The sequence below is a fragment of the Aequorivita vitellina genome, assembly GCF_022008365.1.
Taxonomy (GTDB): Bacteria; Bacteroidota; Bacteroidia; order Flavobacteriales; family Flavobacteriaceae; genus Aequorivita; species Aequorivita vitellina.
In genome coordinates this window covers 41,971-62,962 of record NZ_JAIRBA010000014.1, presented here as the reverse complement: position 1 = coordinate 62,962, position 20,992 = coordinate 41,971, and the positions used below count along the sequence as shown (strand labels likewise).

The following is a 20,992-nucleotide window of genomic DNA, read 5'->3' as shown; positions in this document are numbered from 1 at the left end:
TTATAATTTTAAAACACTTTTAAAAGCTCGTCTAATTTTGATGGGCCTTTTAATTTTTTCTTTTTTAAACTTTTTTTCATTTCTGCTGTAACTTGATCTAAGGTTGCATAAAACTGGCGTATAAAAAATTCTAGTTCAGCTTTTCTGTTTGCCATAGATTCCCGTTCATTAATTGCGTATCTGTCTAATAGGGCTGCAACATCTTTTTCCTCTTGTATTCTAAGTTGTGCTGCATTATCAAATTTTATGCTATGCTTTGCTTCAACGACAATATGTTTTGCTTCTAATTCTGCAAATAGCTTTTTATATGCGGCAACTAATTCAGGCGCGTCTTTTATAAAAACGCCATTGTTGGTATCCATCATATAGCTTCTAAATTCTGCATTTGCCGAACCTATATAAATATCGTCACCAAAAATCATCACTTTTGTGTGAAGCGAAAACGAACCCACTTCTTTAACGCCATTTTCGGTTGAGAAATTGTCTGCTACTTCTTGAGTAAGCCGTTCTTTATCATATTCGAAATATTGAAATCTATCTGTGTCAAATTCTTTGTTTTTCTGAAGTAGATACTGCATTTGTCTTCTTCCTATAAAATTTATGGGGGTTAAATCTGTTGTGCCAATAGAATTGGTGTAAATTTTAAGTGTAACATTTGGGCAGCTATTTTTGTTCATTAATTTATTCATTTCGTGAACAACGCCTTCAGTTGGCGAAAAATAGCCTTGATGAATAATTATTTCAACAGGTTTATTGGTTAAATTACTCTTCGCGCAGGCATCGTTGAAAGCATCTTCCCATACTTTGTGAATCATTTTACCGTGTTCAATTTCCTTTCCGTATTCCGAACCAAATTTTCTATTTTTTAATTTTCCGCGTTTAAGAATACTTAAATTGAAAGGTACATTTTGAACGTAAAACATTTCTTGATTTGCAATAGGAATATCGTTCACAGAATGTAAAGTGTTGCTAAATGCAGTGTTTTGAACATAGCCGTTATTCGAGTCGAAAAGCATATCTAAGCTCGTCCATCGTTTTGCATTTATCGTTTTGCTCAAGTAATTATTTTGATATGACTGTAAAAATGCTTCGTATTTAGTTCCCCATTCTTTTTGTTTTTCAGTAACTAAAGCTTCAGTGCTCGAATTTAGCAACTGCACAAATATTTGAAGTGCGCAGCCTTGTTTTTCCAAATCGTTTAAATTTTTAGGACAAGCAGCTTCCGCCATTTTTGTCGCTTTATTAATTAAGTATAAATAGCCAATTGGGGCGTGCTTTTCTATGTCTGTAGTTGTGGCGACCATTTGGGTATAATTCCAAAGTTCATCGTAGCTTTTTTGCAAGATATCGCCACCGATGCTATCTAAATGCATGTAAACATCGGTGTCCATAAAAATGTATTTTTTTTCTAAATCGTTGGGATGCATGTGGTATGCGTTTGCACAATTTCTACCGCCCAATTGCGCCACTTCTTTATCGGCTAAAATTAATTTATGATGCGAATAATCTGTTACATAATCCATTTCATTATTGGCCATCATTGCGCTGCCGTCCATATTTTTAAGCGAAAAAGGCAAGATAGTTTCCAGGCCATTTAAAAAGGGTTTTAATTGATCGCCGTAAAACAACCCAATTATTGAAAGCTGAATCTGTGCTTGAATTTTTTGGGCGTTATTTCCCGTTTTAGCGGTCCAATACAATTTCATCACTTTCTTTAAGTTGTCTTTTTCACTTTCAGTAATTGTGGGAGTTGCAGCGGTATTTTCTGTCATGTTTTGCAATTCGCGCGCATAGCCCAATTGCGTTGCAAATAAAAGGCCGTTTGGGTCTTTGGAATAAAATCCTGCTAAAAATATTTTAGCCTCTAAACTCATTTCAGCTTCTGCTTCATTTAATAATAAGCCGTCGTATTTTTTTAAATAATTTGTCTTTTCTGCAGCGCAGTTTGGGGTGGTTTCTTGTACGCCAATTTTGTCGCCAGCACAACCAATTGTCATAAATTCGGCAAATTTAATTATAGAAACAGCGGGACGATTGTAAAAACGCACTTCAATTTGCTGAATTCCGTTGGGTTGCTGATTTTCCATCCATCTAAAAAAGTCGAGATTTTTATAATTCCACTGATAATCTACCAGTAACTTAACCTTAAAATCTTTATCGGCTTTTATTTTTTCCAAAAGCGCATGGGTCATAAAAGCGGTGGTTTCATCTAAATCGTAGATATAATAAATAAGACGCAATTCTTTTTTGGCGTTTTTGATTATATCAATTTTTGAAGCAAAAGCAAGGTCGTTATCTTTTAATACAAATGCTTTTTCAGCGACAAATTTATTATGTGCCAAGTAGTCTGGCGTAGTGGCCAAAGGTGAATTTAGAAGTAATTTTTGACTGCAGCTTAGCAGCGTAAAGGCGAGAAATAGAACAATTACAATGCTATAATTGGAAGTTTTTCGAGTGGAAGGTGACGATTGTTGCATATGAAGTATTTAGACAATTAATAAACGGAGGTTTAGCAATTATTGAAATACAACCGCGACTTACGTCAAGAGGTTTTTTAAAAACTCTTCACAGTAGCTAACAGACTTGCATACTTCAAATTATGTAGAAAATGGGTTACTCAAATATAGTTAAATTGAATTGTATTTAGTTAAAATGGAACTGAAAATAAAATGAAGATTTCAGCCTTAATGCATTTATTTTTAGATTTTTGAAAGTGAAAATTAGAAAGTATTTTCAAAATTTAAACTATTTAAAACGAAGCAATCACAGAAATCTCCACATTTACGAATTTAGGAAGATTTGCAACTTCAACCGTTTCGCGTGCAGGAGCGGTAGCTTCATTGAAATAAGTAGCGTAAACTTCATTGATTGCACCAAAATTATTCATATCACTTATAAAAATGCTTGATTTCAGCACGTTTTCAAAAGTCATTCCCGCTTCGGTTAAAATTGCTTTTAGGTTTTCCATTACTAATTTGGTTTCAGATTTAATATTGTCTGTTTCCAAGTTTCCGGTTTTTGGATCAATCGCAATTTGCCCCGAAGTATAAAGCATATTTCCGTTTAAAATTGCTTGATTATACGGCCCAATTGGAGCAGGGGCGTTGGCGGTAGTTATTATCGTTTTCATTTGTTAAATGGTATTTGAATTTAAAATTTCAATTAAAATTACAATCTTTTATCGCTCTCCCTACGTTTGTCGTATTTAATATCGCTAAGCACCGAAGATTTTATGCCAATAAAGAAATACCAAGCCGTATTTATACTACCAATAGGCGACCAATTAAAACTCATTTGCCAGCTTTCTAAGTCGCGCTGGAAACGGAATTGCGTTAAAGTAACTCCTTTATTTTTAAAGTCGTATCCCGAAGAAACACCAACGGTCCACCGTGGCGCAAGCTCCATATTAGTACTTACCATTAGCGATTGGCTGGAGATTTCGTTTTGTCGTTGCCCGTTGCCGTATGTTATGGTGTACGCCAAGCGCATATCCCACGGAATTGTGTAATTATACCAAGCTACATTTGTTTTGTCAACTTCTTCCTCGTCTTCTTTATAAATTTGGCCGTCGTAAATATCAGTAGCTTCTCCAAAAAGATCATCGGGGCGTCCGCCATTTCTAAAAGTTTCGTTGTCTGTTCTGTCTAAATTTTTACGACCACTGCCATCAAAATCTTTACTGGAGAAGGAGTAGTTTATACTAATGTTGGCATTGGTTAACCTGAAAAGACTACCACCGTTGTCTATATTAAAAACATCAATTTTTTTATTGTTGCTATCTAAAGCATAGGGGTCTAAACTCCCGCTGAAGTTGAAATCTAACTTTGGAATTATAGGAATACTTCCCGTAAACTGAAGCGGACTCCATTTTAATGAATCGCCCGCAAGATTATAGGCCGTAGAAAAGTTTAAGTTGTTTAACAAAGTTACTTTTTTGGGTTCCAATGCCGTGGTATCGCGATCGCGCATTTTTGCTTCGAAAGTATTGCTCAGCGACATCCCGATGCTACTGGAATACACTTTGTTAGGGGCACCGTAAAGTGTATTTTCAAAACGTGAATATTCTACAATATGTGCAGCTTCATCTGCAGTTTCGGGCACGAGAAATTCATCGTAATATCTATCAAAAGCAGGGTTGATGTTATACCCAATAGAAGGACGAACTACGTGGCGAATGGCTTGAATTTTTTTATCGTTTCCGAAGTTAAAAAGTCCGTAGAGTGTTGTTCCCAAACTAGTAGAAAAATTATAGGTACGGTAGCTTTCAAAACCTGCAACGGTATCTTGAACAATACCTCCCAAACCGTTATTTATGTTTTCATCGTAACGCTTTCTAGTACTTTTTAACACCCAGGTTTCTCGGTAATTTGTTCCTGCGGAAGCACTTAAATAATTGAAAATTTTAAAGTTAGTAGTTAATGGTATGTTGTGTTGCGCGCCAATTTGTGCAGTGTTGAACATTTCGGGTTTAAAAAACAGCGAATCTGTAGTTTGGATTCGGTTCTCAGCACTCACATCATATTGAAAATTAATGTTTTGGATAATCCCTTTTTTCGTACCGTCTTTTGGTGCGAACGGATAAATTCTTGAAACACTCGCATTCATATTCGGCAATGACATAGAAATAGCTTGCGTTTTTGTATTCTGCGAATGTGTTGCAGCCAACGAGAGGTTTACTTGTGGCTCGCCTTCAAATGTTTTGGAATACGAAACAGACGAACTTAAAGTGTTTACCAAAGCACTGGCATTGTTGGTTTGGTTTATAGATTCTGAAAAATACTTACTACTCCCAATGTTTACAGAGGCCGAGAAACGCGAGTTTGGACTGCTCTTTGGATCTTGTGAATGCGACCACCGAATGTTGTAGATGCTTGTTTCGCCAAAGCCCGGAAATCCTCTTTCTTCATCTATAAGTTTCTCAAACCGTGCGCTAACATTTCCTCTAAATTTATATCGAAATGCATACGAGGTTTCGCCGCGCAACGCATAACTACCATTGGTATAATAATCGCCCAGTAGGCTTAAATCTAAATAATCGTTTATGGCAAAGTAATATCCACCATTTTGAAGAAAGAAACCTCTGCTATTATTATCGCCAAACGACGGGATAATGAAACCTGAAGTTCGATCTTCTGTTAAAGGAAAGTATGCAAACGGCAGCCCAACCGGAGTGGGTACGTCTGCAATAAACATATTGGTTAAACCAGTAACAATCTTCTTTTTAGGAACAAATTTGGCCTTGCGGGTGTAAAAATAATATTCGGGATCGTCAATGTTTTTTGAAGTTGTAAACTTTACATTCCGTAAATACACTACCGAGTCGTTTACTTTTTTCGTTACTTCAGAAATTACCCGAAAGCCATTTTGTTCGGTTCGGCTATTAAAAACCAAAGCTTTTTCTGAATCAAAATTATATCTAATAGAATCTGGCTCAACTTTATTAGTGGCTTGCACAAAAATAGGGCGTTGACTGTAAACTCCAGCGCTGTCTATTCCCTTTGCGTAAACTTCGTTTTTATTGTAATCTAGAATTATTAATCCAGCATCAATGCGCATATCGCCGTATATTATATAGGCGTTGTTGTACATATATACTTTGTTTTCCTTTCGGTTCAGCAAAACGTAATCTTCGCCGTAATAATCTACCACGTCTGTTAGTATTTCTTTGGCAGGTTTTATGGAGTCTGTCTTTACGGTGTCTTGGGTTTGTTCGTTTAACTCGGTAACAACCGGTTTTAAGTTTACAGAAAGCGTATCGTTTTGCGTTGTTTTAGGAAGCTCGGCTTCATTCTTTTGTGGAAGGTCTTGCGCACGCAAAACGTGGCTGCAAAGTAGCAGTATTGTTAAAAAGATTGTTAAGTAATGCCCGTTGGTCTGCAATGCGCTAATGCTATTATTTTGTAGATTTGGCTCAATATTTGAAACGGTCAAAAATAAACATATTTTTTGGGGTACGTTTTTTTAATTGAACTTTTTGGGAAAAAGATCAAATGACTAAAAAGAACCAAGCGTCAAGAACCGAGACTATTCAAAATATTGAAGAGTCCGTCATATTTTTTGGAGCACAGCAGCTTTGTTTCTTGGGGCAACTTTATAATAATAATCACTAGTAACAAGCGTTAACACACATATGTACACGAAACTTTTTTCTTCTTTTTTATTAATATTCACCGTTTTATTATTTTCTAACAACGCATCAGCGGCAGTAAACCCTATAAAACCTTTTGTAGTTGTTTTGGATGCCGGTCACGGTGGCCACGACCACGGAAATAAGGGAAATGGTTATAAAGAATCGGAAATTTCGCTGAATATTGTTTTAAAAGTAGGATCGGCGCTAGAAAAATTGCCCAATGTAAAGGTAATCTACACCCGCAAAACAGATGTATTTATTGAATTACGCGAACGTGCGGCAATAGCAAATAGAGCAGATGCCGATCTTTTTGTGTCGGTTCATTGCAATGCTCATAATTCAAATGCCTACGGTGCAGAGACTTTTGTTTTGGGGCTTCATAAAAGCCAGGCAAACTTTGAAGTAGCCAAAAAGGAAAACGAAGTAATTTATTTGGAAGAAAATTACGAAGAAAAATACGGTGGCTTTGATCCCAACGCACCCGAATCGCTAATTGGAATGGTCTTAATGCAGGAAGAATATTTAGACCAAAGTATTTTACTGGCTAGTTTGGTGCAAAACAATATTATCAATAATTTAAAAAGAAAAGATAGAAGTGTGAAACAGGCTGGTTTTTGGGTGCTTCACAACACCTATATGCCAAGTGTTTTAATTGAAACAGGGTTCCTAACCAATAAAAGTGAAGGGGCGTATTTAAATTCGGCAAAGGGACAAACCGAAATGGCTAACGAAATAGGGAATGCAATCAAATCTTACATTAGCAGTCTTTCCATTACTACCGAAAAAATTAGAGACCCTCAAATTGAACAGATTCAAGTAGAAAAAGCAATAGAAACCACAAAGGAAGAGATCTACGATGGCATAACCTTCAAAGTTCAACTTGCAGCCAGTAGCAGAAAACTAGATCCAAAACCTAATAACTTTAAAGGACTTAAAGACGTAGCACGCGAAAAAGAAGACGGACTTTTTAAATATTATTATGGCGAAACTTCCGATTACAACAAAATTCAAGTGATGAAAACCTTTGTTCAGCAAAAGGGATATCCTTCGGCATACGTTGTAGCTTTTAAAAAAGGAAGAAAAGTTAATCTACCGGAAGTGTTAAAATCGAAAGCCAATTAATGTGCATTCTTTATATTTATCACTTAAATTTGTTCACATTCTAAAAATATACATTTGAAACTATCGAAAGAAGTTAAAACCGGAATACTCGCCATTGGAGCTATCTTGCTGTTAATCTTTGGCTATAGCTTTTTAAAAGGCACGAATCTGCTTGAAAAAAACCGGGAATTTTACGTAAAATACGACAATGTTGAAGGCTTAGCCCAAGCAGCACCAGTTACCATAAATGGTCTCACCGTTGGAAAAGTACAGGATATTACCTTTGCCAACACCAAAGGCAGCTTGGTGGTAAAATTTACAGTTGAGAAAGATTTCGATTTTTCAAAAAATAGCATTGTTAGAATATACAGTACGGGATTAATTGGTGGGAAAGCTTTGGGTATTTTTCCACAATACGATGCCAACGTGGCCAAAAGTGGCGACACCCTTCGTGGCGATGTAGAAGATGGTATGCTCACCGCAGTTACAAAAGCTTTGGGGCCTTTGGAACGAAAAGTAAATAACACTCTGGCAACCGTAGATACGTTGTTATTAAGTATAAACGCCATTGTAGACGAAGAAACGCGCCGTAATTTGCAGCAAGCAATAGCAAATTTAAACACTACGCTTAACTCCTTTGCGGGAGTGTCTGAAAATTTGAATCAAATACTTTCAAATAATACAGGCAAATTAGACAATACATTTACCAATTTAGACAAAACTGCCGGTAACCTTTCTAAACTAACAGATTCGCTGTCGCAACTTGAAACGGGTAAATTGGTTACCGATCTTCAAAGTGTAGTGGATAAAATGGACAAAATAGTTTCGGGTGTTGAAAATGGAGAAGGCTCTATGGGAAAACTTTTAAAGGATGATAAACTTTACGAAAATTTAGAAGGGGCTTCAAAACAACTTGAACAGTTGATGCAAGACTTAAAGCTAAATCCGAAACGTTATGTACATTTTTCAATTTTCGGAAAAAAGAATAAAGATTACGAACCACCAGCCAACCCAGACCAATAAACCATTATGCAGTACATTCCAAACATTCTATTTTTAATAGCACTCGTTGCAGGTATTGGATTCTTTACAATCAACATCCGCAAAGTTATACGCAACATTAAATTAGGCCACAAAGTAGATGCTTCAGACCATACGGGAGAACGCTGGGGCAATGTATTTCGCATTGCGTTGGGACAATCTAAAATGGTGGTGCGGCCTATTTCTGGCTTACTTCACATTATTGTTTATCTCGGTTTTATCATTATCAATATTGAAGTACTGGAAATCATTATTGACGGTATTTTCGGCACGCACAGAATTTTTTCTTCCCTGGGAGGTTTTTACGGTTTTTTAATTGGTTCTTTTGAAATATTAGCGCTTTTAGTCTTTGTTTCGGTAACCATCTTTTGGTTGCGAAGAAACGCTTTAAAACTGCAACGTTTTTGGAAACCCGAAATGAAAGGCTGGCCAAAAAACGACGGTAATATTATTCTTTATTTTGAAATGGTTTTAATGGGGCTTTTTCTGTTAATGAACGCCACAGACATTCCTTTTCAAGAAATGAACAACGGCAACATAGTTTCAAAATACATCGCTGGCTGGTTTAGCAACACGCCAGAAGCAACACTTCATATTATTGAACGCAGCGCTTGGTGGTTACATATATTGGGAATACTGGTGTTTCTTAACTATTTATATTTTTCAAAACACCTTCATATTATGTTGGCATTTCCGAATGTATATTTCGGAAAAGTGGTGCCAAAAGGGAAGTTTAAAAACTTAGAATCTGTTACTAACGAAGTAAAAATGATGATGGATCCCAATGCAGATCCATTCGCTGCACCCGCAGAAGGAGCTGCCGAAGCACCTGCAAAATTCGGCGCTAGCGATGTAATGGATTTAAGTAGAATTCAATTACTAAACGCATACACCTGCACAGAGTGCGGCCGTTGTACAGATGAATGCCCAGCAAATAACACCGGCAAAAAACTTTCGCCGCGTAAAATTATGATGGACACTCGCGACCGTTTGGAAGAAATAGGTAAAAACATCGACAAAAACGGCGAGTTTAAACCCGACGGCAAACAATTGTTGGACGATTACATTACGCGCGAAGAACTTTGGGCGTGTACAACTTGCAACGCTTGCGTAGAAGCTTGCCCCGTGAGCATCGACCCGCTGAGTATTATTATGGATATGCGGCAATATTTGGTGATGGAGCAATCTGCCGCCCCAACAGAGCTGAATGTTGCCATGACAAATATTGAAAACAACGGTGCACCGTGGCCATACAACCAAATGGACCGATTGAATTGGAAGGATGAAAATTAATTAAGAGATATACGTTTTCGAAAATTATTCGTGAATTCGTGATCAAATAATCAATAGTATGAAAAAAGAAGAAGTAGAAAAAATGCTGCACGAGAAAGTAGAAAAGGGCGAACACGTGAGCCCGATTCTTCCCGAAGGAATAAAAAACTACTTGATAGATATTGACGGCACCATTACCGAAGACATACCAAATGAAGAACCCGAGAGGATGGCAACTTGCAAGCCTTTTCCAGATGCCTTAAAAACCTTGAACAAATGGTACGACGAAGGACATATAATCTGCTTTTTCACCTCCCGCACCGAAGCCCATCGCGAAATAACCGAAACTTGGCTGAGCGAGCACGGGTTTAAATACCACAGCATGCTGATGGGAAAACCACGTGGCGGTAATTACCATTGGGTAGACAATCATTTGGTGAAAGCAACCCGTTACAAAGGAAAATTCACCGATTTGGTAGAAAAAGAAGTAACTATAGAAGTATTTGACGATTAAACTTAAACTTCCAAAATTTAAAGTGTTCAACTTCCAGAAACTTGTATTTGAAACTTTAAACTTGGAAACACAAACTATAATAAAATGAGTGAACCAATAAAAGTGCCAACTATGGCCGAATATATGGCTCAAGGCAAGCAACCCGAAGTGCTTTTTTGGGTAGGCTGTGCTGGGAGTTTTGACGACCGTGCAAAAAAAATAACCAAAGCCTTTGTGAAATTACTTCACAAAGCAAAAATAGATTTTGCTGTTTTAGGAACTGAAGAAAGTTGTACTGGCGATCCCGCAAAACGTGCAGGGAATGAATTTTTGTTCCAAATGCAAGCCATGACCAATATTGAAGTATTAAATGGTTACGGAATAAAAAAGATTGTAACTGCTTGTCCGCACTGTTTTAACACTATTGGCAATGAATACCCAGAACTCGGCGGCAAATATGAAATAATGCACCATACCCAGTTTTTAAAAACCCTTTTAGAAGAAGGTAGATTAAAAGTGGAAGGTGGAAAATTTAAAGGAAAGAAAATTACCTTTCACGATCCGTGTTATTTAGGTAGAGCCAATAACGAATATGAAGCCCCTAGAAATTTATTAGAAAAACTAGAAGGCGAATTAGTAGAAATGAGACGCAATAAAAAACACGGTATGTGCTGTGGCGCAGGTGGTGCACAAATGTTTAAAGAACCCGAACCTGGAAATAAAGATGTAAACGTATTGCGAACCGAACAAGCCATGGAAGTATCGGCAGATATAATTGCTACTGGATGCCCATTTTGTATGGTTATGATGACCGATGGCGTAAAAGCCAAAAATGCCGAAGACAACGTGCAAGTAATGGACGTTGCCGAAATGATTGCAAATGCAGAAGATTTATAAAAAAAACCTGCGAGGTATTCCCACCGTGACGGGTTCCTCGTTGGGCTAATGAACTAGAAAGAAAATTCCAAAATGCTTACAGAATTTAAAAACCTGCCAGATGATTCCAGAGTATGGATTTATCAGGCCAATAGAAAATTGAGCGACGCTGAAGTTGCTGAAATTACCGAACTCACAAACGATTTTTTAACCAAATGGACTGCCCATGGTGCTGAGCTTGAGGCTGCATTAGAAATAAAATACAACCGGTTTATTGTAATTGGCTTAAACCAAGCAAATGCTTCGGCATCGGGCTGTAGCATTGATGCTTCGGTACATTTTATACAATCACTTCAAGAAAAATTTGATGTAGATTTTCTCGACAAAATGAACGTGACTTTTTATTCGGGAGAATATATTGCATACAAACCCTTGGCCGATTTCAGAAAAATGGCAAAAGACAAATCTGTTTCAAAAAACACGGTTGTTTTCAATAATTTGGTAAATACGAAAGCCGAATACCTTGAAAATTGGGAAGTACCCGCACACGAAAGCTGGCACAATAGATTTTTATCGTAAAAAGCTATTTGTTTATGAAAAATTTAGTGCTCACATATGTTTTTGTATCGCTAGCTTTTACAGCTTTTTCGCAGGATAGAAATCCGTTAATAGTTAAAAAGGATTTTCAAAATCAGAAAAAATGGGTAGATAGTATTTTCGACAATATGACTTTGGAAGAAAAAATGGGCCAACTTTTTATGGTCGATATATTTTCGAGCGACCCTAAATCAAAGACCGATAAAATCAAAGACTTAATTACCAATTACCATATTGGTGGTGTTATTTTTTCAAAAGGTGGTCCCGTACGTCAAGCTAAGCTGAACAACGAATTTCAAGATCTCGCGAAAGTCCCATTAATGATTGGAATGGACGCCGAATGGGGATTGGCAATGCGATTAGATTCTACTTATGCTTTTCCGTGGAATATGACTTTGGGCGCCATTACCGACAATAATATTGTTGAAAAAATTGGTCGTAGAATTGGCGAACAATCCAAACGGTTGGGTGTTCACATTAATTTTGCGCCAGTAGTAGATATAAATACCAACCCAAAAAACCCAATTATTGGGAACCGTTCTTTTGGCGAAGATAAAGAAAACGTCACCGAAAAAGCGCTTGCTTTTATGAAAGGAATGCAAAGCGCTGGTATTATGGGGAGCGCAAAGCATTTTCCCGGTCACGGCGATACAGATATGGATAGCCACAAAACCCTTCCAACAATCGATTTTTCGCGAGAACGCATTGATTCTTTAGAACTTTACCCCTATAAAAAATTGATAAGTGAAGGGCTTAATAGCGTAATGGTGGCGCACTTGAACGTTCCTGCTTTGGAAATTCAAATGAATTATCCGTCTTCCCTTTCTTCTAAAATTGTAACAGATCTTCTTAAAGGCGAACTCGGCTTCAACGGTCTCATTTTTACAGATGCGTTAAATATGAAAGGAGCTTCAAATTTCAAAAATCCTGGCGAAATAGAACTCGCTGCCTTCTTAGCCGGAAACGATGTGCTGTTGATTCCCGAAGACGTGCCAAAAGCAATGGAGTTTCTTGTAAATGCCTATAATGAAGAAGTAATAACTGAAAAGCGTTTGGCTTATTCTGTAAAGAAAATTCTTTATGCAAAATATAAAGTTGGGCTATATAATTACAAGCCTGTAAATACAAATTATTTGTTTGAAGATTTAAATTCGGTGAACGACGATGCACTGTACGAAGAAGCGATGGACAATGCGCTCACGGTAATAAAGAATAAGCGTGCAATTCTTCCTATAAAAGAGCTTCAACAGAAAAAGATTGCGTACATAAATTTTGGAGACGATTCGGGTGAAGTTTTTCTAAATGAATTAAAGAAATATGCCGAAGTAGATTGGGTAAAAGCGAACAGTCTCCACGATTATATTGAAAAACTAAAGCATTACAATTACGTAATTATCGGTTTTCATAAAAGTAATGACAATCCTTGGAAAAAATTTGAGTTTTCACAAAACGAAATTGTATGGCTTTATGAAATTGCCCGAACAAATACGGTAATTTTAGATGTTTTTGCAAGACCGTATGCTATGCTGGATTTAAAAACCACTGCCAATTTTGAAGGAATAATTATGTCTTATCAAAACAGTGAAATTTCCCAGAAACTTTCTGCGCAACTTATTTTTGGAGCGCGAGAAGCAAAAGGAAAACTTCCCGTTTCTTTGGGCGAAGACTTTCCATTAAACACAAGTTTTAAAACAAAATCGTTGCGAAGACTGCAATACGGAACTCCTGAAAGCGTAGGGGTTAACAGTTATAAATTAAAAAAAATAGATTCGCTGGTTAACTTGGGGATGCGCCAAGATATGTTTCCCGGGGCGCAGGTTTTAGTTGCTCGCAAAGGGAAGGTTATCTATCAAAAGAATTTTGGATATCACGAATACAACAAGAAAATTGCGGTAGCGGATACCACTATGTATGATTTGGCTTCACTCACAAAAATTCTGGCATCGTTGCCGCTTGTTATGCAGCTTGTAGACAAAAAAGAGTTGAGCATAAATACCAAGCTTTCCGAAATGCTTCCCGAGTATAAAAACTCAAACAAAGCCAACATTACTTTAAAACAAATGCTTTCGCACTATGCCCGGCTAAAAGCGTGGATTCCGTTTTATCGATACACTTTAAATGAGGCTAAAACCGGGGTTTCTTCAAAATATTATTCAGATGTTCCGGCTAAGGATTTTAATGTGCAAGTAGCAGAAAATCTTTATATGCGCAGAGATTATATGGATACTATTTATAAAACAATTCGCGAAAGCGAACTATATTCCAGATTAGAATATAAATACAGTGATTTGCCTTATTATATTCTAAAAAAATACTTTGAGCAAAAGTTTGGCAAACCAATGGAGTTTGTAGTGCAAGAAAAAATTTATCAGTCTTTGGGTGCAAATTATACCACCTATTTGCCATTGTCTAAATTTTCAAAAGACAATATTCCACCCACGGAACAGGACAATATTTTTAGAAATCAGAAAGTTCAAGGCTATGTTCACGACCAAGGGGCAGCGATGCTTGGCGGTGTTAGTGGTCATGCGGGTTTGTTCAGTAATTCTAATGATGTGGCCAAAATAATGCAGATGTATCTTTGGAAAGGTTTTTACGGCGGCACACGCTATTTTAATCCAGATATTTTAGATCTTTTTAATACCTGTTATTATTGCGATAAAAATGTACGAAGAGGTGTAGGCTTTGACAAGCCACAGCTTGGTACTTCGGGGCCAACGTGCGGTTGCGTGTCTATGACAAGTTTTGGGCACAGCGGTTTTACCGGTACCTTAGCTTGGGCAGATCCGGAGGAAGAAATTGTTTATGTGTTTTTATCTAACCGAACGTTTCCCGATTCGGAAAACCGAAAGTTAATTAGAAGCGATTTGCGCAGTAAAATTCAAGAGGCCATTTATGAGGCAATTGATTATTAAAAGTAATCTTCAATATAAGTGTGAAGAGCGTTACGACTGCAGAAAAATTACAGTAAATAAAACCATTACCTGTCATTGTTTTTATAAAGAAAACTAATTTTAATTTTAGCCGAAGCTATTGTGGTTCGTGCTTCAAAAAAATATAATATGAAAATTGCAATAGTATGTTACCCAACCTTTGGTGGGAGTGGGGTAGTGGCCACAGAATTGGGTTTGTCGCTTGCCGAACACGGTCATGAAATCCATTTTATAACATACAAACAACCTGTTCGACTTGAATTGCTTTCAAAAAACATACATTTTCACGAAGTTTCGGTACCAGTTTATCCGCTTTTTCACTATCAACCGTATGAACTTGCGCTTTCCAGTAAATTGGTAGATATGGTGAAGTTGCATAAAATAGAGCTGCTTCATGTGCATTACGCAATTCCACACGCTTATGCCGGATATATGGCGCAAAAAATGCTAGCAGAAGAAAACATTCATATTCCAATGGTTACAACCCTGCACGGCACAGACATTACTCTGGTAGGTAATCATCCTTTTTATAAACCCGCCGTTACTTTTAGTATTAATAACAGCGATGTGGTAACTTCAGTTTCAAAGAGTTTAAAGGAAGATACCCTACATCTTTTCGATATTAAAAAGGAAATTCACGTTGTTCCTAATTTTATTGATATTCCGAAGAAAATAAATCCGTTTACCGAGTGTCAGCGCGATTTGATGGCCGAGCCAGATGAACGTATTATAACTCACGTAAGTAATCTGCGACCTGTAAAACGAGTAAAAGATGTAATTGAAATTTTTGATCGTATTCAACAACGTATTCCTGCAAAATTAATTGTTGTAGGCGAAGGTCCCGAACGAGAAGCTTGTGAAAACCTGTGTGTAGAAAAAGGCATTGAAGAAAAAGTTTTATTTGTAGGAAATAGTAACGAAGTAGATAAAATTTTATGTTTTACCGATCTTTTTCTGCTTCCTTCTGAAAAAGAAAGTTTTGGGCTTGCAGCTCTAGAAGCAATGGCCTGTGGTGTACCGGTAATTTCGAGCAATACTGGCGGCTTACCCGAAGTGAATATTGAAGGTGTGAGTGGATTTTTAAGTGAAGTAGGCAATGTAGCAGAGATGGCAGAAAATGCTTTAAAAATATTAGAATCTGATGAAACATTAGCAAGATTCAAAAAACAAGCAATAGAATCTGCCATGATTTACGATACAAAAAAAATAGTGCCTTTGTATGAAAAACTCTATAAAGACGCTATTCTTCGAAAAAATGGTGACTAGATTTTGTCTAGATTTTTCAATTTATAATAAACATTTCAACACGAAGAATTTTTTCTTATTAGTAATTTCTTTCAATAAAATCCATGGCGTTTCCGTGCATTACGCGTTCTACAATGCTTTCACCGCTAATTCTATTGAAATTTTTTAGCTTGTTTAAATTTGTTGAAAGATAATCGTTGGCGTGGTTTAACATTTCTTCGGCTAAATCCTTCATGTTTTCGGCAGTCCACAACCCGTTTGTTGGATTGACAATTCCGTCAAAATCGCTTCCTATAGATTGTATTCCCCAGCAAAACAGCCCTTTATTGTCCAGTACTTGCGCTATATGTAATACTTGTCGCCAAACTAAAAGAGCCTTTTTTCGCAATTGTTTGCGTTTGTTTGGAAAATATATTTTGCTTTCATTAATTGCTTTATTACTGCCAATGCGCCGTTCGTCTAATTGAATTCCAAAAATACCGTTGCTGCGCGCAATTCGTATCAATTCGTCGTCATAAAAATTAATATCAATGTTGCAGAACCAATCTTCGTGTTTGCCAATGCCGGTTTTATTATATAATGCAATTGAATGTTTCCCGTTACAAGCGCCGTGGCTGGCAATTATAGGTATATTTTCATTGCTGTATTTTGTGTCTAGAATGTTGTAATATGCTTCCCGGGATGCTGTGCTTAAATGTTTTATATCTATCGGAATTCGTTTATTATCGGTGTTATCGAGTAACAAATCAATTACTTCTTCACCCAATTCTGTGATCCCTGTATTTAAGCCGCGACTTTGGTTTTTCTTTAATATTCCTATAGAAATACTACTGGCATGACCAGAGAGTTCATTGTAAAAATGATGCGCCAGTGTAATAAACATAGGGCGGTATTTCCAGTCTTTAATAGCATTAACATTACCAAGTACTTCGGTTCTACTCGCCATATCTTTATTCATATCTAAACCCGTATTAAAGCTATGGCCTCCTTCAATAGTTAGAATAATGTTTATTATTTTTTTGGAATCTGTTTCTTGAGAAAAGTTTTGTTGAATTTCTTGATAATTACGTACCAATCGGTAGGTGTAGATTTTTCCGTCTATTTTTTCAACTTGATTGTGGAGTTGTTGATAGTATTTATACTCATCTACCAAATCGGCAAAATAATCATTATTACTTCTAATGTAATCCATCCGCGCTTGACTAATGCTGGCGGCAAGATTAACCAAAACATCGGTCACGCCTTTTATTCCAATTATTTCTTTTCCAAAAAAATGTTTCTCGAACGGATAAAGTGACACAATCACCACTTTTGCTTTGGATTTTGCAAGTGCGGTTAAATCTGTTTGCGTAAATTTTGTGAGGGTAACAAGTCGGTTAACCAACTTTTCCAAAAAGTTTGGAGGGCTGTAATGCCAAATAGAGTTTTTTCTATTTGGGTCAATATCATTCTGTTTTCTTGGTTTATACTTAAAACTTTTGCTAAAGGGCTTTAGTGAGGGATGGCAATGTACGTCTACGTAATGCTTGTCCATGGTATATATTTTTGCAGATTATACTAAATTATATAAAATTGCATAAAATTTTTTGTTTAGAAAACAGGAAAAACCCTGTTTTTTTAAAAGGAAAATGCCCCATAAAATTATGGAGCATTTGTTGTAATAAAGATGTATTTTTCAGCTATTTAAAACTGATAACGGGCACTTAACCCAATATCAAAACTAACGTTGTCTCTATATCCTAAATTAAATTGCGGTCGCATATCCAAGGAAAGCATTAAAGGTATATCAAAGTTGTATTCTATACCTATATCGCCCGTAATAAAAGCAAATGCTTCGGAGTCGTCATATCTATCATCAAAAGGATAATCTTTGTCTTTTGTATCATAACTCACAAGTCCTAAACCGGCTCCAGGGCCAGCGTACCAGTTAAATCCACCATCAATATTCCAAACCCATTGGTAGATTCCAAGAAGTTTTATTGCATTCCAGTGCTTCTCGCTATGAAAAGCAAGTCCTAGCTCTAGTCTGTTATTATCGCCAAGATGTCTTTGATAATTTATTTCAGGACCAAAACCATCACTTTCGCCAAAACGAAGTCCGATTGCATTTTCAGAAATTTCCTGCGCATTTGCCTGCCAAGTGAGCGCAGAGATGATGGTAAATAAAAAAATGACTTTTTTCATGATTTGAGTTTTAGTTATTAATAGCGTAAAATTACCGGTATTAACATTAGCTTCTAGTTAAAGCAATGCCAATCTATATACCATATTTTAGAAAAAAATGTTAATGAAATTTTTTACATTTACAGTAGCTACTATGAAAAAAACATTAGAGGAATTTAAGGAAAATTTCAAAGGCGATTTTTTTTCCGATGCCCTACACACCGCAATTTACGCCACAGATGCATCCGTGTATCGAAAAGTACCGTTAGCGGTTGCATACCCCAAAAATAGCGAGGCAATTAAGCAACTTATTCAGTTTGCCTCAAAAAATAACACATCACTCATTCCTCGTGCAGCTGGCACTTCCCTGGCGGGACAATGCGTTGGTGACGGAATAATTGTTGATGTTTCAAAACACTTCACCAAAATATTATCGGTCGATACCGAAAACCGAACGGTAACACTGCAACCGGGTGTAATTCGTGATGAATTAAACGCTTACTTGAAGCCTTTCAATCTTTTTTTTGGGCCAAACACTTCAACGAGCAATCGCTGTATGATCGGTGGAATGGTGGGCAATAACAGTAGTGGCACAACTTCCATTCAATATGGCGTAACGCGTGATAAGGTTTTAAAATTGAAAACAATTCTTACCAACGGCGAAGAAGTGGTTTTTGAAAAAATTTCAAAAGAAAACTTTCTACAGAAAACGAAATTGAATTCTTTTGAAGGAAATATTTATAAAACGCTTTATAATGAATTGATTTCCGAAGAAACGCAAAAGGAAATCTGGAACGAATTTCCAAAACCTGAAATTCACCGGAGAAACACGGGTTATGCGGTTGATAGTTTAATTAACACCAATGTTTTTAGCGAATTCAACAAAGAAATAAATCTTTGCGAATTACTCTGCGGAAGTGAAGGAACCCTTGCTTTTACTACTGAAATTACCTTACAATTAGACCCGTTGCCGCCACAATTTACCGCAATGGTTGCCACCCATTACAATTCGCTTGAAGCCTGCTTAAACGACGTGGTTGTGGCAATGCAACACAATTTGCACACCTGCGAAATGATGGACGACGTAATTTTAGATTGTACCAAAAAAAGCAAGACTTACGAGCCGTATCGCTTTTTTGTGGAAGGCAATCCAAAAGCAATTTTACTTTTAGAGTTAAAAAGTAACACTGAAGCAGATTTAAACATTCAAATTGAAAATTTGCTTAAATCTTTGGAAATTTCCAACTATAATTACCACAGTCCAATTTTAAGAGGCGAAGAAATTAATATGGCATTGGAACTGCGAAAAGCAGGCTTAGGTTTGCTCGGAAATATGGTTGGCGATAAAAAAGCTGTCGCATGTATTGAAGACACAGCCGTGGCTTTGGAAGATTTGCCGAAATATATTTTAGAGTTTTCTGCTATCATGAAAAAGTATAACCAGCAGGCGGTGTATTACGCCCATGCCGGTGCGGGTGAGTTGCATTTACGTCCTATTTTAAATTTGAAAGAAGGCGAAGGTGTTGATTATTTTCGAAAAATTACAACAGACGTTGCCATGCTTTGCAAAAAATATAAAGGATCCTTTAGCGGTGAACACGGCGATGGAATTGTAAGGGCAGAGTTTATTCCCTTAATGATTGGTGATAAAAATTACGAGCTTTTAAAACGAATCAAAACAGCTTTTGACCCACAAAACATTTTCAATCCGGGAAAGATTGTCAATGCCTTTAAAATGGACGAATCGCTTCGTTATGTAACCGATAGAGCGGAACCCAACATTAAAACGCTAATGGATTTTGGGGATTATCAAGGCATCCTTCGTTTGGCCGAAAGTTGTAACGGAAGCGGCGATTGCCGTAAAACCGCAGATTCTGCGGGTGCCATGTGCCCCAGCTACCACGCCACGAGAAATGAAAAGGATACAACCCGCGCACGTGCCAACGCTTTACGCGAGGTTTTAACGAATAATAACGCGGTTAACAAATTCAATTCAAAGGAGTTAAAAGATGTTTTTGATCTCTGCATAAGTTGTAAAGCTTGTGCCAGCGAATGCCCCAGCAATGTTGATATAAGCACTGCAAAAGCTGAATTCTTATATCAGTACAACAAAGCAAACGGAGCTTCTTTTTCGAATAAATTATTCGGAAAAAGTACACAGTTGAATAAAATGGCTTCAAAATTTCCAAAGTTGTCAAATTGGTTTTTTACGAATGGATTCACCTCAAAAATTATAAAAAATATTGGAGGGGTTCATCAAAATAGAACGTTGCCAAAAGTTTCGATTAAGAGTTTCAGTAATACATTGCAAAATCCTAATAGTCAATTAACTGAAAATTATTCAGTTGAAAGAAATAGATTAAAAAACGTATTGCTTTTTGTTGACGAATTCAGTAATTATTTGGATGTAGAAATTGCAGTGGATTCGTTTATACTTTTAACTGGTTTGGGTTATAAAGTAGAAGTAATAGATACATTGGATAGCGGTCGCGCACTGCTTTCTAAAGGGTTTTTGGAAGAGGCAAAAGTAGAGGCTAACAAAAACATTTCATTTTTAAAAGAAAAGGTTTCTGAAAATGTCCCGCTTCTCGGAATTGAACCTTCGGCAATCCTATCTTTTCGGGATGAATATCTTCGGTTGGTAGACGATAAACCTTCGGCGGAAGCTATTTCAAAAAATACATTTTTAATCGAAGAATTTCTGGCTGCTGAAATTCAAAACGGCGCTATTTCAGCAGCACAGTTTACTTCGGAAGAAAAACATATAAAAATACATTCGCATTGCCATCAAAAATCGCTCAGCAATCAAAAAGTAACTTTTGATATTTTAAACCTTCCCAAAAACTTCAAACCAACCATCATTACTTCGGGCTGTTGCGGAATGGCTGGAAGTTTTGGATATGAAAAGGAGCATTATGAGGTGAGTATGAAAATAGGGGAGTTGAAGCTATTTCCCGCCGTGCGAAAAGCTTCTGAAGACACTATTATTTCGGCCAATGGTACGAGTTGTCGTCATCAAATTCTGGACGGCACGGAAAGACACGCACTTCACCCTGTTACCATTCTTAAAAATGCGCTTTTAACCACTGTTTAAGTATTTATCTATAATTTTGAAATTTCAACCTTGAATATTTGGCCTTG

14 protein-coding genes are annotated in these 20,992 nt (G+C 36.9%); 9 read left to right on the top strand and 5 right to left on the bottom strand.

Annotation, left to right across the window (positions count from 1 at the left end; translation table 11 throughout):
* Nucleotides 1-8: 8 nt before the first annotated feature.
* From K8089_RS08715 to K8089_RS08705, 3 genes are all read right to left on the bottom strand, one after another.
* On the bottom strand, nt 9-2,477 hold the full coding sequence (locus K8089_RS08715) for a phospholipase D-like domain-containing protein (protein ID WP_237602894.1): 2,469 nt from the start codon (nt 2,475-2,477) through the stop codon (nt 9-11).
* Between the two features lie 272 nt (nt 2,478-2,749).
* The gene (locus K8089_RS08710) at nt 2,750-3,130 is read right to left on the bottom strand and encodes a Rid family detoxifying hydrolase (protein ID WP_237602893.1); all 381 of its coding nucleotides are present in this window, start codon (nt 3,128-3,130) and stop codon (nt 2,750-2,752) included.
* Nucleotides 3,131-3,168: 38 nt separating this feature from the next.
* Nucleotides 3,169-5,931, bottom strand: coding sequence for a putative LPS assembly protein LptD (locus tag K8089_RS08705; RefSeq protein WP_237602892.1), 2,763 nt, complete (start codon nt 5,929-5,931; stop codon nt 3,169-3,171).
* Nucleotides 5,932-6,130: 199 nt separating this feature from the next.
* On the opposite strand from K8089_RS08705, the gene K8089_RS08700 reads away from it, so the two are divergent.
* The 8 genes from K8089_RS08700 (at nt 6,131) to bshA (ending at nt 15,709) form a co-directional block, all read left to right on the top strand.
* Nucleotides 6,131-7,252, top strand: coding sequence for an N-acetylmuramoyl-L-alanine amidase family protein (locus K8089_RS08700; protein WP_237602891.1), 1,122 nt, complete (start codon nt 6,131-6,133; stop codon nt 7,250-7,252).
* Nucleotides 7,253-7,306: 54 nt separating this feature from the next.
* Complete coding sequence (locus tag K8089_RS08695) at nt 7,307-8,254, top strand: MlaD family protein (RefSeq protein WP_237602890.1); 948 nt, start codon at nt 7,307-7,309, stop codon at nt 8,252-8,254.
* Nucleotides 8,255-8,260: 6 nt separating this feature from the next.
* Nucleotides 8,261-9,565 carry a (Fe-S)-binding protein gene (locus tag K8089_RS08690; protein ID WP_237602889.1) on the top strand — a complete coding sequence of 435 codons (1,305 nt, stop codon included), beginning with the start codon at nt 8,261-8,263 and terminating at the stop codon, nt 9,563-9,565.
* A 58-nt stretch (nt 9,566-9,623) separates the two neighbouring features.
* Nucleotides 9,624-10,058, top strand: a complete 435-nt coding sequence (locus tag K8089_RS08685) for an LNS2 domain-containing protein (RefSeq protein ID WP_237602888.1) — start codon at nt 9,624-9,626, stop codon at nt 10,056-10,058.
* 84 nt (nt 10,059-10,142) lie between these two features.
* The gene (locus K8089_RS08680; RefSeq protein WP_237602887.1) at nt 10,143-10,934 is read left to right on the top strand and encodes a (Fe-S)-binding protein; all 792 of its coding nucleotides are present in this window, start codon (nt 10,143-10,145) and stop codon (nt 10,932-10,934) included.
* Nucleotides 10,935-11,006: 72 nt separating this feature from the next.
* Nucleotides 11,007-11,492, top strand: a complete 486-nt coding sequence (locus K8089_RS08675; RefSeq protein WP_237602886.1) for an ABC transporter ATPase — start codon at nt 11,007-11,009, stop codon at nt 11,490-11,492.
* A 14-nt stretch (nt 11,493-11,506) separates the two neighbouring features.
* Nucleotides 11,507-14,425: a glycoside hydrolase family 3 N-terminal domain-containing protein gene (locus K8089_RS08670; protein ID WP_237602885.1), complete on the top strand. Its 2,919-nt coding sequence runs from the start codon at nt 11,507-11,509 to the stop codon at nt 14,423-14,425.
* A 147-nt stretch (nt 14,426-14,572) separates the two neighbouring features.
* Nucleotides 14,573-15,709, top strand: coding sequence for an N-acetyl-alpha-D-glucosaminyl L-malate synthase BshA (bshA, locus tag K8089_RS08665; RefSeq protein ID WP_237602884.1), 1,137 nt, complete (start codon nt 14,573-14,575; stop codon nt 15,707-15,709).
* Between the two features lie 58 nt (nt 15,710-15,767).
* On the opposite strand, the gene K8089_RS08660 is transcribed toward bshA, so the two are convergent.
* Nucleotides 15,768-17,222, bottom strand: coding sequence for an amidohydrolase family protein (locus K8089_RS08660; protein WP_237602883.1), 1,455 nt, complete (start codon nt 17,220-17,222; stop codon nt 15,768-15,770).
* A 149-nt stretch (nt 17,223-17,371) separates the two neighbouring features.
* Nucleotides 17,372-17,872 carry a hypothetical protein gene (locus K8089_RS08655; protein WP_237602882.1) on the bottom strand — a complete coding sequence of 167 codons (501 nt, stop codon included), beginning with the start codon at nt 17,870-17,872 and terminating at the stop codon, nt 17,372-17,374.
* A gap of 133 nt (nt 17,873-18,005) precedes the next feature.
* Here K8089_RS08655 and K8089_RS08650 point away from each other — a divergent pair, with 133 nt between their 5' ends.
* On the top strand, nt 18,006-20,945 hold the full coding sequence (locus K8089_RS08650) for an FAD-binding and (Fe-S)-binding domain-containing protein (protein ID WP_237602881.1): 2,940 nt from the start codon (nt 18,006-18,008) through the stop codon (nt 20,943-20,945).
* Nucleotides 20,946-20,992: the final 47 nt, after the last annotated feature.